This window comes from Pseudomonas kairouanensis, assembly GCF_004682055.1.
GTDB lineage: Bacteria > Pseudomonadota > Gammaproteobacteria > Pseudomonadales > Pseudomonadaceae > Aquipseudomonas > Aquipseudomonas kairouanensis.
The window spans coordinates 330,428-345,833 of sequence record NZ_QUZU01000001.1 but is presented as its reverse complement, the minus strand read 5'-3'; the positions used below and the strand labels follow the sequence as shown (position 1 = coordinate 345,833).

15 protein-coding genes are annotated in these 15,406 nt (G+C 61.1%); 7 read left to right on the top strand and 8 right to left on the bottom strand.

What is annotated here, in order from left to right; translation table 11 throughout:
- Positions 1-150: 150 nt before the first annotated feature.
- Positions 151-1,230, bottom strand: a complete 1,080-nt coding sequence (gene lptG, locus DYL59_RS01595; protein WP_135287577.1) for an LPS export ABC transporter permease LptG — start codon at positions 1,228-1,230, stop codon at positions 151-153.
- On the bottom strand, positions 1,223-2,341 hold the full coding sequence (gene lptF, locus DYL59_RS01590) for an LPS export ABC transporter permease LptF (RefSeq protein ID WP_135287576.1): 1,119 nt from the start codon (positions 2,339-2,341) through the stop codon (positions 1,223-1,225). The genes lptG and lptF overlap by 8 nt, the downstream gene beginning before the upstream one ends.
- 284 nt (positions 2,342-2,625) lie before the next feature.
- Between lptF and DYL59_RS01585 the strand changes: the two genes are divergently transcribed.
- The 5 genes from DYL59_RS01585 (at position 2,626) to rlmF (ending at position 9,271) form a co-directional block, all read left to right on the top strand.
- Positions 2,626-4,116 carry a leucyl aminopeptidase gene (locus tag DYL59_RS01585; RefSeq protein WP_135287575.1) on the top strand — a complete coding sequence of 497 codons (1,491 nt, stop codon included), beginning with the start codon at positions 2,626-2,628 and terminating at the stop codon, positions 4,114-4,116.
- 129 nt (positions 4,117-4,245) lie between these two features.
- Entirely contained in the window at positions 4,246-4,674 is a 429-nt protein-coding gene (locus tag DYL59_RS01580) for a DNA polymerase III subunit chi (RefSeq protein WP_135287574.1), read from the top strand.
- 7 nt (positions 4,675-4,681) lie between these two features.
- Complete coding sequence (locus tag DYL59_RS01575) at positions 4,682-5,035, top strand: DNA polymerase III subunit chi (RefSeq protein ID WP_135287573.1); 354 nt, start codon at positions 4,682-4,684, stop codon at positions 5,033-5,035.
- A gap of 212 nt (positions 5,036-5,247) precedes the next feature.
- Positions 5,248-8,094: a valine--tRNA ligase gene (locus DYL59_RS01570; protein WP_135287572.1), complete on the top strand. Its 2,847-nt coding sequence runs from the start codon at positions 5,248-5,250 to the stop codon at positions 8,092-8,094.
- Between the two features lie 157 nt (positions 8,095-8,251).
- Positions 8,252-9,271, top strand: a complete 1,020-nt coding sequence (gene rlmF / locus DYL59_RS01565; protein WP_135287571.1) for a 23S rRNA (adenine(1618)-N(6))-methyltransferase RlmF — start codon at positions 8,252-8,254, stop codon at positions 9,269-9,271.
- 178 nt (positions 9,272-9,449) lie between these two features.
- Here the strand turns inward: rlmF and DYL59_RS01555 are convergent, their stop codons facing one another.
- Entirely contained in the window at positions 9,450-9,731 is a 282-nt protein-coding gene (locus DYL59_RS01555) for an HU family DNA-binding protein (RefSeq protein ID WP_135287570.1), read from the bottom strand.
- 396 nt (positions 9,732-10,127) lie between these two features.
- On the opposite strand from DYL59_RS01555, the gene yejK reads away from it, so the two are divergent.
- Positions 10,128-11,132 (top strand): nucleoid-associated protein YejK, encoded by a 1,005-nt coding sequence (gene yejK / locus DYL59_RS01550; RefSeq protein ID WP_003171997.1) that lies wholly within the window; start codon positions 10,128-10,130, stop codon positions 11,130-11,132.
- Entirely contained in the window at positions 11,132-11,482 is a 351-nt protein-coding gene (locus DYL59_RS01545) for a glutaredoxin family protein (protein WP_135287569.1), read from the top strand. The genes yejK and DYL59_RS01545 overlap by 1 nt, the downstream gene beginning before the upstream one ends.
- Position 11,483: 1 nt before the next feature.
- Here DYL59_RS01545 and DYL59_RS01540 read toward each other — a convergent pair whose 3' ends face one another.
- From DYL59_RS01540 to DYL59_RS01520, 5 genes are read right to left on the bottom strand one after another with little or no spacing between them, the layout of a single operon-like run.
- Positions 11,484-12,461, bottom strand: a complete 978-nt coding sequence (locus tag DYL59_RS01540; RefSeq protein ID WP_135287568.1) for a FecR family protein — start codon at positions 12,459-12,461, stop codon at positions 11,484-11,486.
- The gene (locus DYL59_RS01535; RefSeq protein ID WP_135287567.1) at positions 12,458-13,036 is read right to left on the bottom strand and encodes an RNA polymerase sigma factor; all 579 of its coding nucleotides are present in this window, start codon (positions 13,034-13,036) and stop codon (positions 12,458-12,460) included. The genes DYL59_RS01540 and DYL59_RS01535 overlap by 4 nt, the downstream gene beginning before the upstream one ends.
- Positions 13,037-13,045: 9 nt before the next feature.
- Entirely contained in the window at positions 13,046-13,372 is a 327-nt protein-coding gene (locus DYL59_RS01530) for a DUF3325 domain-containing protein (protein ID WP_135287566.1), read from the bottom strand.
- Positions 13,373-14,947, bottom strand: a complete 1,575-nt coding sequence (locus DYL59_RS01525; RefSeq protein WP_135287565.1) for a PepSY-associated TM helix domain-containing protein — start codon at positions 14,945-14,947, stop codon at positions 13,373-13,375.
- Positions 14,944-15,246 carry a DUF3649 domain-containing protein gene (locus tag DYL59_RS01520; RefSeq protein WP_135287564.1) on the bottom strand — a complete coding sequence of 101 codons (303 nt, stop codon included), beginning with the start codon at positions 15,244-15,246 and terminating at the stop codon, positions 14,944-14,946. The genes DYL59_RS01525 and DYL59_RS01520 overlap by 4 nt, the downstream gene beginning before the upstream one ends.
- Between the last annotated feature and the right edge of the window lie 160 nt (positions 15,247-15,406).

Sequence of the window (15,406 nt, the reverse complement as noted above, 5' to 3'; positions counted from 1 at the left end):
GATCAACACTCAAAAAGGCTGCAGGCAGATTGCCCGCTGAAAAATAGCCGGGAATTGTACCTGATGCTCAGGCCAGACGTCATCTTTGCTGACCAGAACAAAAATGCCCCGATCTCTCGACCGGGGCATTTTTTGAACATAAGCGCCGTATCAACCGGCTCGGCGCAACAGCCAGAACCCGGCCAGGGCGCAGATGGCGGTGGGTACCAGCACCGCAAACAGCGGCGAGAAACCGAACACCAGGCTGGACGGACCGAGCAGGTCCTGGGCGATGCGGAAGGTAAAACCTACCAGCACACCCGTAAACACGCGCTGACCGAGGGTCACGGAGCGCAGCGGGCCGAAGATGAACGAGATTGCCATCAGCACCAGCGCGGCGGTGACCACCGGCTGCAGCACCTTGACCCAGAAGGCCAGCCAGTAACGGCCGTTGTTCAGGCCCTGGTCCTTCAGGTAGTGGATATAACCCCACAGCCCGGAGATCGGCAGGCTTTCAGGGATCATCACTACGGTATTGAGCAATTGCGGCTTGAGGGCGATGTCCCACTCCTCGCTTGGCACATTGATCACTTCAGTGCTGGCCTTGGTGCCTTGGCCGATATTGCGGAAATAAGTGGTAGTAATATCGCTCAGCTGCCATTTTTCGTCACTGTACTGCGCACGTTTGGCGAAGCTCGACGACAGCAGGTGGCGTTCCTTGTCGAAGGTATAACGCGTCACACCAATCAACAGGCCGCCGGGCTGCACGGCGTTGATGTGGATGAATTCATCACCCTGACGGTGCCACAGGCCGTGCTTGGAGCTTTGCGCGTCACCCGACCCCTGGGCCAGGGCACGATTGGCCTGGGCAGTGGTTTCGGCAGGCGGCGCCACGTATTCGCCGATCAGCACGCTGCAGGCCATCAGCAGCAACATGGGCTTCATGACCGCCCAGACGATACGACCGATAGAGACACCGGCGGCACGCATGATGGTCAGTTCGCTGTTGCTGGCCAGGCTGCCCAGGCCGATCAGGCAGCCGATCAGCGCGGCCATCGGCATCATGTCGTAGAGGCGGCGCGGCGCGGTCAGGGCCACATAGCTCAGCACGTTCCACACGGTGTAGCTGTCGGTGACATTGCCCACTTCATCGATGAAGGCAAACAACGAGGCAAGCCCCAGGATGATGCCCAATACCGCCAGGATGGCGATCAGTACGCTGCTACCAATGTAGCGATCGAGCTTAGCCACGAGCCAACTCCTTCTGGCCACGACGGCTCATCATTTTCAAACGGATCGGTTCCCAATAGAGCAGCCCCAGGCCAATCACCAGGAAGATCCCGTGCACCCACCACAGGCCCAGGGTCGGCGACAGCTTGCCCTTCTCAAGGGACCCACGGGCGGAAATCAGGATGGTGAGGTAGGCCATGTACAGCAGGATGGCCGGCAACAGCTTGAGGAAGCGGCCCTGGCGCGGGTTGACGCGAGACAGTGGCACCGCCATCAGGGTCACGATAAACACCAGCAGCGGCAGGGAAATACGCCATTGCAGCTCGGCCACGGAGCGCCGGTCATCGCTGCCCAGCAACTGCGACGTAGGAATGGCGTCGCGATCGGTGACTTCGTCGCTCACATCCGGACGGGCCAGCATCACACCGTAGGTGTCGTACTGGATGGCGCGGTAGTCGGCCTGGCCGGGGCTGCCGTCGTAGCGGTAGCCGTTTTCCAGGATCAGGTAGCGGCTGCCGTCGGGGCGCACTTCCTGGCGGCCCGAATCGGCCACCAGCACGGAAATGCCACGGTCTTTCTTGTCTTGCCCCAGGCGTTTTTCGGAGATGAACACGCCGCCGAGGTTGGCGCGGTCTTCGGTGAGGGTCTCGGTATAGGTCACGCGGGTGCCGTCATTGAGCGCCTGGAAGCGGCCCGGTTCGAGGGTGTCGAACTCGGTCATCGCGTCCTGCTTGTTCAGCACCAGCTGGAACTGCATGGCACCTTGCGGCGCCAGGCTCAGGCTCAGCCAGGCCACGATCAGCGCCACGCCGGCGGCCGGGATCATGGTCATGCCCAGCAGGCGCTGCTGGCTCATGCCGGTGGCCGAAAGCACGGTCATTTCGCTTTCCAGGTACAGGCGACCGTAGGCCAGCAGGATCCCGAGGAACAGGCCCAGCGGCAAGATCAGCTGCAAGAAGCCCGGCAGGCGAAAGCCCATGATCAGGAACAACGAGCCTGGGTCCAGAGCGCCGGAGGCAGCCTGGGCCAGGTATTTGACGAAACGACCACTCATGATGATGACCAGCAGCACCGCACTCACGGCACTCAGGGTCAACAGGACTTCGCGGGACAGATAACGGAAGACGATCAAACCAGACACTCCAGGGTTGTCAGGCTAAGGCGGCCAAACAAGCAAGCATACCGAGTCAGCCCGTTTGAAGGGGCCGGCTAAAAAGATGGCGCATTATCCTGTGATTGACCGCGCCTGTCACGGAGCTTGCTCGTGCACGCGCACAAAGCGTGCGCCAAGGGTTGTCAGGCTCCGCCGCCGGGGTTCAAACTGCGGCCTTTGTCGCGGGCGGTTTACACAGCTGCCCTGCATTAAAGCCTGGGTACAGACGCCAGGCTCTCAAGACCTTTATAAGGGACCCGAAAATGGAATTGGTTGTAAAAAGCGTTAGCCCCGAAACGTTGAAAACCGCCACCCTCGTGGTCGCCATTGGCGAAGGCCGCAAACTCGGCGTGGCCGCCAAGCAACTCGACGAACTGAGCGGCGGCGCCATCAGCGCAGTGCTCAAGCGCGGCGACCTGGCGGGCAAAGTCGGCCAGAGCCTGCTGCTGCAAAGCCTGCCCAACCTGAAGGCCGACCGCGTATTGCTGGTGGGCGTGGGCAAGGACGCCGAACTGGGCGACCGCCCTTTCCGCAAGATCATCAGCGGCATCCTCAACACCCTCAAGGGCCTGGGCGGCAGCGATGCCACCCTGGCGCTGGATGAAATCGTCGTAAAAGGCCGTGACAGCTACGGCAAGACCCGCCTGCTGGCCGAAACCCTGGTGGACGGCGGCTATATCTTCGACCAGTTCAAGAGCACCAAGGCCGAACCCCGCGCCCTGAAGAAAATCACCCTGCTGACCATCAAGGCCGCCCAGGCTGAAGTGCAGCGCGCCGCTACCCACGCCACGGCCATCGCCAACGGCATGTCCTTCACCCGCGACCTGGGCAACCTGCCACCGAACATCTGCCACCCAACGTTCCTGGGCGAGCAAGCCAAGGCACTGGGCAAGGAATTCAAAGGCCTCAAGGTTGAAGTGCTGGATGAAAAGAAGATCAAGGAACTGGGCATGGGCTCGTTCTATGCCGTGGGCCAGGGCAGCGACCAGCCGCCACGCCTGATCGTGATGCAATACAACGGCGGCAAGAAGTCCGAGAAGCCTTACGCCCTGGTGGGTAAAGGCATTACCTTCGACACCGGCGGCATCAGCCTCAAGCCGGGCGCGGGCATGGACGAGATGAAGTACGACATGGGCGGCGCTGCCAGCGTGTTCGGCACCCTGCGTGCCGTGCTGGAGTTGAAGCTGCCGATCAACCTGGTGTGCATCCTGGCGTGCGCCGAGAACATGCCAAGTGGCGGCGCGGCACGTCCGGGCGATATCGTCACGACCATGAGCGGCCAGACTGTCGAGATCCTCAACACCGACGCCGAAGGCCGCCTGGTGCTGTGCGATGCCCTGACCTACGCCGAGCGTTTCAAGCCCCAGGCCGTGATCGACATCGCCACCCTGACCGGCGCCTGCATCGTCGCCCTGGGCTCCCACACCTCGGGCCTGCTGGGCAACAGCGACGAGCTGATCGAGCAACTGCTCAGCGCCGGCAAGGCAGCCGACGACCGCGCCTGGCAACTGCCGCTGTTCGATGAGTACCAAGAGCAGCTGGACAGCCCGTTCGCCGACATCGCCAACATCGGCGGCCCGAAAGCCGGCACCATCACCGCGGCCTGCTTCCTGTCGCGCTTTGCCAAGAACTTCAACTGGGCCCACCTGGACATCGCCGGCACGGCCTGGACCAGCGGCGGCAAGGACAAGGGCGCAACCGGCCGTCCGGTTCCCCTGCTGACCCAATACCTGCTGGATCGCGCCAAGGCCTGACCCTGTAGGAGCGAGCTTGCTCGCGAAAAACGTGAGGACGACGCGTTAACCCTGATTAAACGCGTCATCGTTGACGATCTTCGCGAGCAAGCTCGCTCCTACCGTTTTAGAGGTGTTCCAGGAACCGCAATGACCCAAGTCGACTTCTATATATTGCCCAGCGCCGACCCGCTCGCGCGCCTGGACTTTGCCTGCAAGCTCACCGAAAAAGCCTGGCGCATGGGCCACCGTATCTACCTGCATTGCAGCGATACTGCCCAACGCGACGAGCTCGATGCCCGCCTGTGGCGCTTCAAGGGTGAAAGCTTTGTACCTCACGGCCCTGCCGAATCTGAACCCGAAGGCCTGGTCGTACTGGGCTTGGGCGACAGTTGCGGCGACCACCACGACCTGCTGGTCAACCTGGACCTGAAAGTGCCGCCCTTTGCCAAGGCATTTGCCCGTGTGGCAGAGGTAGTAATAGAGGACCCGGCTATTCGTCAGGCCGCGCGGGAGAGTTTCCGTTTCTATCGCGAACAGGGCTATCCTTTGCAGGATCACCGGCTACAACGACTTTGAGTAAATGATGGACACTCCCAACCTTAAAAAAGACGACCACCTGCTGGATGACCTTGAGTCGATCCGTCAGTTGCTCGGTGATGATGATTTGCAACCGCCGCTGCTGACCGAAACGGTCGAGGCCGAGCCGCAGATCCCGATGTTGTTCGATTTGGCGGATGGAAAACCCGCTGCACCAGAGCCCGCGGCTGTCGAAAAAGGCCCCGACGCCCTGCTGCTGCACCTGGACAACGAGCTGCGCGCCGCTGCGCAGTTGATCATGCAAGACGTGATCGACGACTTTGCCCCGCATATCGAAACCGAGATCAAGCGGCGGATGGATGCGCGGATGGAGCGGTTGCTGAGCCAGTATCAATCCTGAGCCATACATAAATCCCCTGTGGGAGGGGGCTTGCCCCCGATAGCGCTGGGTCAGCCAGCTCATCTATAGCTGACACGCCGCCATCGGGGGCAAGCCCCCTCCCACATTTGCTCCCCATACATTTCAAGCCTGTCTTCACCTCGCCCTGCGCCCTATCCCCCGTTATACTTGCCGGCTTTCCTGAATTAATGCCAACTAGGGTCCCGCCGCGCATGGATAAGACCTACCAGCCGCACGCCATCGAAACTTCCTGGTACAACACCTGGGAATCCGAGAATTATTTCGCCCCGCAAGGCGCGGGCGATTCCTACACCATCATGATTCCGCCACCGAACGTCACTGGCAGCCTGCACATGGGCCATGGCTTCAACAATGCGATCATGGATGCGTTGATCCGTTTCCGCCGCATGCAGGGCCGCAACACCCTGTGGCAACCGGGTACCGACCACGCCGGTATCGCCACGCAGATGCTGGTGGAACGCCAACTCGAAGCCACCGGCCAGAGCCGTCACGACCTGGGTCGCGAGAAGTTCCTGGAAAAGATCTGGGAATGGAAAGACCAGTCCGGCGGCAACATCAGCCGTCAGATCCGTCGCCTGGGTTCGTCCGTAGACTGGAGCCGCGAGCGCTTCACCATGGACGACGGCCTGTCCGAAGCCGTGAAAGAAGCCTTCGTGCGCCTGCATGAAGACGGCCTGATCTACCGCGGCAAGCGCCTGGTCAACTGGGACACCAAGCTGCACACGGCAATCTCCGACCTCGAAGTGGAAAACCACGACGAAAAAGGCTTCCTGTGGAACCTCAAGTACCCACTGGCTGACGGCGCCAAGACCGCCGAGGGCAACGACTACCTGATCGTCGCCACCACCCGTCCGGAAACCATGCTCGGCGACGCCGCCGTAGCCGTTAACCCGAACGACGAACGCTACCAGGCCCTGATCGGCAAGTTCGTCGAACTGCCGTTGGTTGGCCGTCGTATCCCGATCATCGCGGACGACTACTGCGACCCCGAATTCGGCACCGGCTGCGTGAAAATCACCCCGGCCCACGATTTCAACGACTACGAAGTCGGCAAGCGCCACAACCTGCCGCTGCTGAACATCTTCGACAAAAATGCTGCCGTGTTGCCGGCCTGCCAGGTATTCAACCTGGATGGCACGCTGAACGACAGCATCGACGGCAAGATCCCGGCCGAATACGCCGGCCTCGACCGTTTCGAAGCACGCAAGCAGATCGTTGCCGCCTTCGACGCTGCCGGCCTGCTGGTGAGCGTTGATGACCACGGCCTGAAAGTGCCGAAGGGCGACCGCTCCGGCACCGTGATCGAGCCATGGCTGACCGACCAGTGGTACGTGTCCACCAAGCCGTTGGCTGAACCTGCCATTGCTGCCGTGGAAGATGGCCGCATCCAGTTCGTGCCAAAACAGTACGAAAACATGTACTTCTCGTGGATGCGCGACATCCAGGACTGGTGCATCAGCCGTCAGCTGTGGTGGGGCCACCGCATTCCGGCCTGGTACGACGAGTCCGGCAAGGTCTACGTAGGCCGCGATGAAGCCGAAGTGCGTGCCAAGCACAACCTCGGCGCCGACATCGCACTGCAACAGGACAACGACGTACTGGACACCTGGTTCAGCTCGGGCCTGTGGACGTTCTCCACCCTGGGCTGGCCGCAGCAAACCGAGTTCCTGAAGAAATTCCACTCCACCGACGTGCTGGTCACCGGCTTCGACATCATTTTCTTCTGGGTTGCCCGGATGATCATGCTGACCATGCACCTGGTGAAGAACGAAGACGGCACGCCTCAGGTACCGTTCAAGACCGTGTACGTACACGGTCTGGTGCGCGATGGCCAGGGCCAGAAGATGTCCAAGTCCAAGGGCAACGTGCTGGACCCGCTGGACATCATCGACGGCATCGACCTGGAAACCCTGGTGCAAAAGCGCACCTCGGGCCTGATGCAGCCGAAACTGGCGAAGAAGATCGAGAAGCAGACCCGCGACGAGTTCGCCGACGGCATCGCCAGCTACGGCACCGACGCCCTGCGTTTCACCTTCTGTTCGCTGGCGTCCACCGGTCGCGACATCAAGTTCGACATGGGCCGCGTCGAAGGCTATCGCAACTTCTGCAACAAAATCTGGAACGCGGCGCGCTACGTGCTGGACAAGGGCGAAGACTGCGGCCAGAACGGCGAAGCCTACGAGCTGAGCCTGGCTGATCGCTGGATCATCTCGCAGCTGCAACGCACCGAAGCCGAAGTGACCCGCCAACTCGACCAGTTCCGTTTCGATCTGGCCGCCCAGGCCCTGTACGAGTTCATCTGGAACCAGTACTGCGACTGGTACCTGGAACTGTCCAAGCCTGTGCTGTGGGACGAAAACGCGCCGGTCGAACGCCAGCGTGGCACCCGTCGCACCCTGGTGCGCGTACTGGAAGTGGCCCTGCGCCTGGCGCATCCGTTCATGCCGTTCATCACCGAAGAAATCTGGCAGCGCCTGGCGCCGCTGGCCGGTATCGAAGGCAAGACCATCATGCTGCAGCCTTGGCCAGTGGCCAATGAAGCGCGCATCGATGAAGCGGCCGAAAGCGATATCGAATGGCTCAAGACCCTGATGCTCGGCACGCGCAACATCCGCGCCGAGATGAACATCGGGCCAGGCAAGCCATTGGCAGTGTTTGTGAAGAACGCCAGTGCCGAAGACCAGCGCCGTCTCGCCGAGAACGATGCGTTGCTCAAGAAACTGGCCAAGCTGGAGTCCATCACTGTATTGGCCGCTGAAGCCGAAGCACCGCTGTCTGCTACCGCACTGGTTGGCGAGATGGAAGTGCTGGTGCCGATGGCTGGCCTGATCGACAAGGGCGCGGAACTGGCTCGCCTCGACAAGGAAATTGCCCGCCTGCAAGGCGAAGTGCAGCGCGTGGGCGGCAAGCTGTCCAACGCCGCGTTCGTCGACAAGGCACCGGCTGAGGTGATCGACAAAGAGCGCGCCAAACTGGCCGAGGCCGAACAGGCCCTGGGCAAGCTGGCGGAGCAACATGCGCGGATTTCCAGCCTGTAAGGTGGAACCTGTGTAAAAAAAGAGACCTTCGGGTCTCTTTTTTTTGCCCGAAACTCCCCGGTACCAGGCTGGCAATACAGCCCCCTCCCACATTTGACCGAGACAGGCTCAGGATGTGTGACAATACCCGCCACATTGAGCCAACCCCAGAATCATCATGACCGCCCCCAGCACACCCAAGCCTCCCCGCAAGAAGCCTAAAACCGCCGCCACGGCCAAGCCCGTCGCGCCGCGCAAAGAGGCTACCTTGCACCCGCGCAACCGCCACACAGGCCGTTACGACTTCCCGGCGCTGATCAAGACAACGCCGGAACTGGCGAAATTCGTAATCATCAACCCCTATGGCAAAGAGAGCATCGACTTCGCCAGCCCGGATGCGGTGCGGGTGTTCAACCGGGCGTTGCTCAAGTCGTTCTATGGCATCCAGCACTGGGATATCCCGGCCGACTACCTGTGCCCACCGGTGCCAGGGCGTGCGGACTATGTGCACTTCCTCGCCGACCTGCTGGCCAGCAACAACGATGGCAAGGTTCCACGCGGTTCCATCGTCAAGGTGTTGGACATCGGCATGGGCGCCAACTGCGTCTACCCGCTGATTGGCTACATGGAGTACCGCTGGAACTTCCTCGGCTCGGAAGTCGACCCGATCGCCGTGGCTGCGGCCAAGGCCATCGTGCAATCCAATGACCTGAGCAAAGTCATCCAGCTGCGCCAGCAACCCAACCCCAAGCAGATCCTGCTGGGCCTGTTGGAGCCGGGCGAGCGTTTTGACCTGACCATGTGCAACCCGCCGTTCCATGCCTCCATGGACGAAGCTACCAAGGGCAGCGAACGCAAGTGGCGCGCCTTGGGCAAGGCTGATCCCAAGCGCAAATTGCCGGTGCTGAACTTCGGTGGCCAATCGGCCGAGCTGTGGTGTGAAGGCGGTGAAGCGCGCTTTGTGACGCAGTTGATTGCCGAGAGCGCGCATTTTGCCCACAAGGTGTTGTGGTTCAGCACGCTGGTGTCGAAAGCGTCGAATTTGCCCGCGATCGAGACAGCACTGAAAAAGGCTGGCGTGCTGGAAAGCCAGGTGGTGGAGATGTCCCAGGGCCAAAAACAAAGCCGCTTCGTGGCCTGGACCTTCCAGACCAAGAACGAACAGCAGATCTGGCGCCAGCGCTGGGTTCGCGACTAATACAGGCCCGCTTCACTGTAGGAGCGAGCTTGCTCGCGAAAAACGCAAGGAGACCGCGGGAAGCCAGGCAGCCCACGGAATCATTGACGATTTTCGCGGGCAAGCGCGCTCCTACAAATCGCAGGCAACAAAAAACCGTGCCCGGATCGCTCCGAGGCACGGTTTTTTTTGCTGCGTCTTACTTGTTAACAGCGTCGGTCAGGGCTTTGGCCACAACCAGCTTGATAACTTTCTTGGCAGCGATTTCGATGGCAGCGCCAGTCGAAGGGTTACGGCCAGTACGGGCAGGACGCTCGGTCACTTTCAGTTTGCCAACGCCTGGCAGAGTGATTTCGCCGCCGTTTTCCAGCTGATCAGCAACAACTTGAGCCAGTTGGTCCAGCAGAGCGCGCACGGTAGTTTTCGGTGCGTCTACGGCTTCAGCCAGGTCAGCGATCAGTTGGTCTTTAGTAATAGCCATTGTGGTGTTCCTTCCCTATCAAATTCATATGGATTGCAGAGTGCAGTGTCAGCCATCGAGCCCGACCGTCAAGGCCTGGCACCCCCGACCATAACCACGAAGTTCGGGGTTATAGATGCTTGAAACGGGGATTGGTTCGACCTGACAGATGCTGAATGCACGCTTAACGCCGAGACTTGGCGTAAGACGGGGCAAAACTAGCACAGAGACGGGGAAATATCCGCTTCTACCTAGCCATTTGGTCAGCTTTATCGCTCTAAACCGTGAAAAAAAGGCATATGCCCCGTCGGACAGCGCCCAAAACACCCTTCAAAGCACGTTAAGGCCAATGGGTGCGGTACACTGGGCGACTTTTTGGGGAGGCCAACCGCTCCCCGTCAACCAGCCGAGAAGCCTATGCCGATCCGTCATTGCATTGTCCACCTGATCGACAAAAAACCCGACGGCACACCCGCAGTTCTTCACGCCCGTGATTCGGAATTGTCCGAATCGGCCGCTATCGAGAACATGCTTGCCGACCTCAACGAGAGCTACAACGCCAAACAAGGCAAGGCCTGGGGTTTCTTCCATGCCGAGTCCGGCGCGCACCCGTTCAGCGGCTGGTTGAAGGAATATTTCGACGGTGGCCAGGACTTCACCACCTTCAGCCGTACGGCGGTGGAGCACCTGCAAAAGCTGATGGAAGAGTCCAACCTCTCCACCGGCGGCCATGTGCTGTTTGCCCACTACCAACAAGGCATGACCGACTACCTGGCCATCGCCCTGCTGCACCACAGCGAAGGCGTGGCGGTGACCGACGAGCTGGACGTAACCCCGTCGCGCCACCTGGACCTGGGCCAACTGCACCTGGCGGCGCGCATCAACGTCTCTGAGTGGCAGAACAACAAGCAGTCCAAGCAGTACATTTCGTTTATCAAGGGCAAGAATGGCAAGAAGGTCTCGGAGTACTTCCGCGACTTCATCGGCTGCCAGGAAGGTGTCGACGGCCCGGGCGAAACGCGCACTTTGCTCAAGGCGTTCAGCGATTTCGTCGAAAGCGAAGACCTGCCGGACGAATCTGCCCGTGAAAAAACCAAGACCCTGGTGGACTACGCCAGCAGCCAGGCCAAGCTTGGTGAACCCATGGGCCTGGAAGAACTGTCCGGCTTGATCGATGAAGATCGACCTAAAGCCTTCTACGACCACATCCGCAACAAGGACTACGGCCTGTCACCGGAGATTCCGGCAGATAAGCGTACCCTCAACCAGTTCCGCCGCTTCACCGGCCGCGCCGAAGGCTTGTCCATCAGCTTTGAAGCCCACCTGTTGGGCGACAAGATCGAATACGACGAAGCCGCTGGCACCCTGATCATCAAGGGGTTGCCGACTCAACTGACCGACCAGCTCAAGCGCCGCAACTGATGCTGGGTGGGGTGCTCAAGAAAGTCCTGCTGGTGCTCTTGGTTGTGGTGGTGATCCAGAACTGGGGCAAGATCGAGCGGGTGCTCAACCCGTCGCAGGTGGTGTCAGAGCAGGTGCGCGCTTCGGCGCGCGTGGTGCTCTACTCCACCGAGTGGTGCGGGTACTGCAAGCAGATCCGCCGCTTCCTGGACCAGAAGGGTATTCCCTACCAGACGTTTGATATCGAGAAGGACGCCCAGGCGCGCAAGGCGTATGAGGGGTTGGGGGGTGGCGGTATTCCGTTCGTGGATGTGAACGGGACGTTGATTCGCGAATACAGCCCCGAGAAGATCATGACCGCATTGAAGTAATTCAACGCACCACGATCATGCGTCCCAGTACGTTGTGCTGTTCAAACCCCAATACTGCCTGCAATGCATTCAACACCGCTTGCGGGTCTTGGCTCGGAAAGCTGCCGCTGACGCGCTTGGCGCCCATCTCTTCGTTGAGCAACAGGATGCGGCCTGGGTAGTAGCGGCTGAGGTCCTGGATGACATCGGCCAGCGGTGCCTTGTAATAGTTGAGCCACCCGTCACGCCACGCCAGCCGCGATTCACTGTCCACCGTGTGCATGGCATCTGCCACACCCTCGGTGTATGCCACTTGCTGGCCCGCGGTAAGAACCTGCTGCTGCCCCTGCTTGGAAGGCGTCACCCCTACCCGCCCGGACAACACCGTCACCTCAGCGCCCGCCGGTTGCAGGCGCACTTCAAACTGCGTGCCGAGCACCCGCGCTTCGCCACTGCCCGCCTCTACCACGAACGACTGGCCGGTGTGAGTCACGTTGAAAAAACCCGCGCCGCGACGCAGCTGGATATGCCGCTCGCCGTGGCTGAAATCCACGGCTATCGCACTGTCAGCATCCAGGGTGACCTGGGATTGGTCGGCCAGGGTGACGGTTTTCACCTCCCCCGGTGCGCTCACATAGTCGGCGCCAAAGTCATCGACCCAACGCGACGGCTGCCAACCGGCGCCCATCGACACCATCACCAACAGGCATGCAGCCATCGCCAACGCGCCCGACCAGCGCACCACCCGCGAACGCTTGGAGGTGTTCATCGCATCGAGGTAGCCCTGCAACCCCAGTGCCTCTTCGTCCGCCAGTTTTCGCGCAGGTACTTCACTCAATTCCCACAACACTTGGGCCCGGGAGTAAGCCTCGACATGCGCCGGATCGGCCCGCAGCCACTGGCTGAAGGTGGCTTGGTCGCCGCTGCTGGGTTGGTCGTGCAGCAGGCTCAGCCAGGCCAGTGCGGCGTGTTCCTGCTCGGGCGTGGGGGTGAGGTTCACGGTGCTTTCCCTGGCGTACGTGGGGGCGATGGTTCGCGAAGACTGGCCTTGCAGGCTTCGAGGGCACGCATCATATGTTTTTCCACGGCGCTTTGGGACAGGCCCATGGCCTTGGCGATTTCGGCGTACTTGCGCCCGTGGATGCGGTTGAGCAGGAAGATCTGCCGCGTGCGCTCCGGCAAGCTGCGCAAGGCGGCTTCGACGTGGCGCAAATCGTTGCCCGCCTCAAGCGCGGCCTGGGGCTCGGAAGCCTGGTTGCCCTGTTGCTCCGGCATCCAGCCTTCGCTGTGACGCACCCGTGCGCCTTCGCTGCGCAGGTGGTCGATGGCGATGTTCCCGGCGCAGCGCAGCAGGTAGGTGCTGAGTTCTTCGACCTGCACCAACGGCCTGCGCCAAAAGCGCAGGAACAGGTCCTGCACCAGATCGGCCGCCGTGGCGCGGCAACCCACACGCCGGCTGACCAGGGCTTCCATCTGCGAGCGCTGGGACAGGAACACCTGCAAAAAATGCGCACGCCCGCCCGCCGCGTCAGCGTGCTGGCTTTCCTGCGGTTCGGGCGGCGTACGGATCATCATCGACGGGGCTCAGAGGGTGGCGAAGGCCGCGACAGGGCTGGCCAGCAGGCCGATGCCCGCCAGGATCAAGGCCAGCCTTGGCCGATACGGCAACAACAGCACCAACAGCAGTGCGCTGAGCATCAACACCGCGCACCACTCCACCAGGCCTTGGCCCCAACCGGCAACGGTCACGGCTGGCCAGATCGAGACGGTGAGCAGCAACCAACCGACAACGCGCAGCCCCAACCGTCGACGTGCAGAGAGCTTGCTGTGCAGCAATTCGCCGTGGTGACGGTCGGTGGCAAGGCACAGCGCCGTGAACCCGGCGTAGCACATCAAGAGTGCAAGCAGCATTCAGTTCGCTTCCTGCTTGAGCGTCAACGGGCGGGCCCGTTCGGCCTTGGGTTGGGGCACCGTGCGATGCTGCATCTTCCAGGCGGCCCAGCCCAGGAACACGCCACTGGCCAGGCACGTGAGGTCAAAGCCAGCCATGGCCCAGTCGCCCGTCGCCAATGAGACGCCCAGGTGGTGCGATGTGGTCAGTGCATTGAGCAGTGGAATGGCCACGAACAACAGTGCCCCGAAGCTCAGTTGTTCGACCCAACCCTGACGACCGCGACGCAGGATGGCGTGCAACAGGCTCAAGCCCCAGGCGATGAAAAAGGTTTGCACTTCCCAATCGGAGCGCTCGGCAACGCTCACCGGCAGCAGGCGGTTGGCCCAGAAGAATGCCGCGATGGCGATCATCAACCCGGACATGCTGGCGATGTTCAGCACTTCCACCAGGCGCAATTCAAACGGCATCACGCCGGTCTTGGCGTGCTTGAGTTGGCGCTTGCCCAGCCAAATCACCAGGCCGGTGCCGATCATCGCCGTGCCAGCCAGGCCGCAGATAAAGTACAGCCAACGCAACACCGGGCCGGCGAAGTGGCCCATGTGCAAGCCGTAGAAACTGCCGCCGATCACCGCTGGCAGTGACTGCCCGCCACTGACCCGCAACAGCTCGCCAGTGGCGCCGTTGAACGACACGGTGCTGCCAAAATCATGCACCACGCTGTCTGAACCGGCGCGAAACACATTCACCGAGGCGTTCACATCGCTGGGGTTGTTCACCGCCACGCGCCCCACATGCCCACCCGCCCATTGCGCCCGAGCTTGTTCGTACATGGGCACCAACGACCGCAACTGGCCCGGCTGACCCAACGCGGGGGCATTGTTGGTATTGGGGAACACTTCGGTGAAGAAGGCCCGGGTGTCGTTGCCATAGGAGGCCACGATGGGCGCCGGCATCACCATGCTCATGAAGATCACCAGGCTGCTGTAGGTGATCATCAAGTGGAACGGCAACACCAGCACGCCCACCGCGTTATGCCCGTCGAGCCAGGAGCGCTGGCCCTTGCGGGGGCGGAAGGTGAAGAAGTCCTTGAAGATTTTCTTGTGGGTGATGATGCCGGTGATCAAGGCGACGAACATCACCATCGCGGCAATCGTCGATAGCCAGCGGCCCCAGGGATGGGGCATTTGCAGTTGGAAGTGAAAACGATAGAAGAAGTCGCCGCCCATGCTTTCACGGGCCTGCACCACCTGGCCGGTGAGCGGATCGAGGGTTTTGCGGATGAAATCACCCCGCTTGCCAGGGTCGACTTTGTCTTGCCACATCACCGACAGGCCGGGGTCACGGTTATCCGGCAAGCTGATGAACCAACGCGCGGCAGTAGGCGCCACTTGCTGCAGGTAGGTTTGGGCGACAGTCAGGCTGCGCGCGTCATCCAGTGGGCGGGCCTGCATTTCGGGCTGCATCCAATGGCTGATCTCGTCCTTGAAATACGACAAGGTGCCCGTCAGGAAAATCGCAAACAACAGCCAGCCAAAGATCAGCCCGGCCCAGGTGTGCAACCAGGCCATTGCCTGGCGAAAGCCCTCTTTCATGTGCGTGCCATCCATAGGCCTACGCCCGCCAGGGTGGCAAAGGCTGCGCTTGGCAGCAGTACGCCGAACCAGGCGCGCCAGGCGGTGCGGCAGGCAAAACACCAGAGCACCGCCAGCAGATAGAACACAAACGAACTCATCATCCCGGTAATCACCGCGTCGGCGCGGGAGCTAGGCATCCATAGCGCCAGGCAGATGGCAGCCAGGGAAGCCATCAGGTAGCCACCGACCACGGCCGCGAGCACACGGGATGTGACAGCCAGACGGTAACGCGCGGGGAGTGAGGTTTTGCTTTTCATGCGGGAGGCGCCAGGTTCATCAGCCAGCAATATTAATGATAAATATTCTCACAAGCAAAACAGAACGTTTAAAACACCTGCCCACACGCATTGCCGAACCCCACCTAGCCGCCTACAATGCGAACAATTCTTGTTCTCTAACGTATGCCGATACGTATGG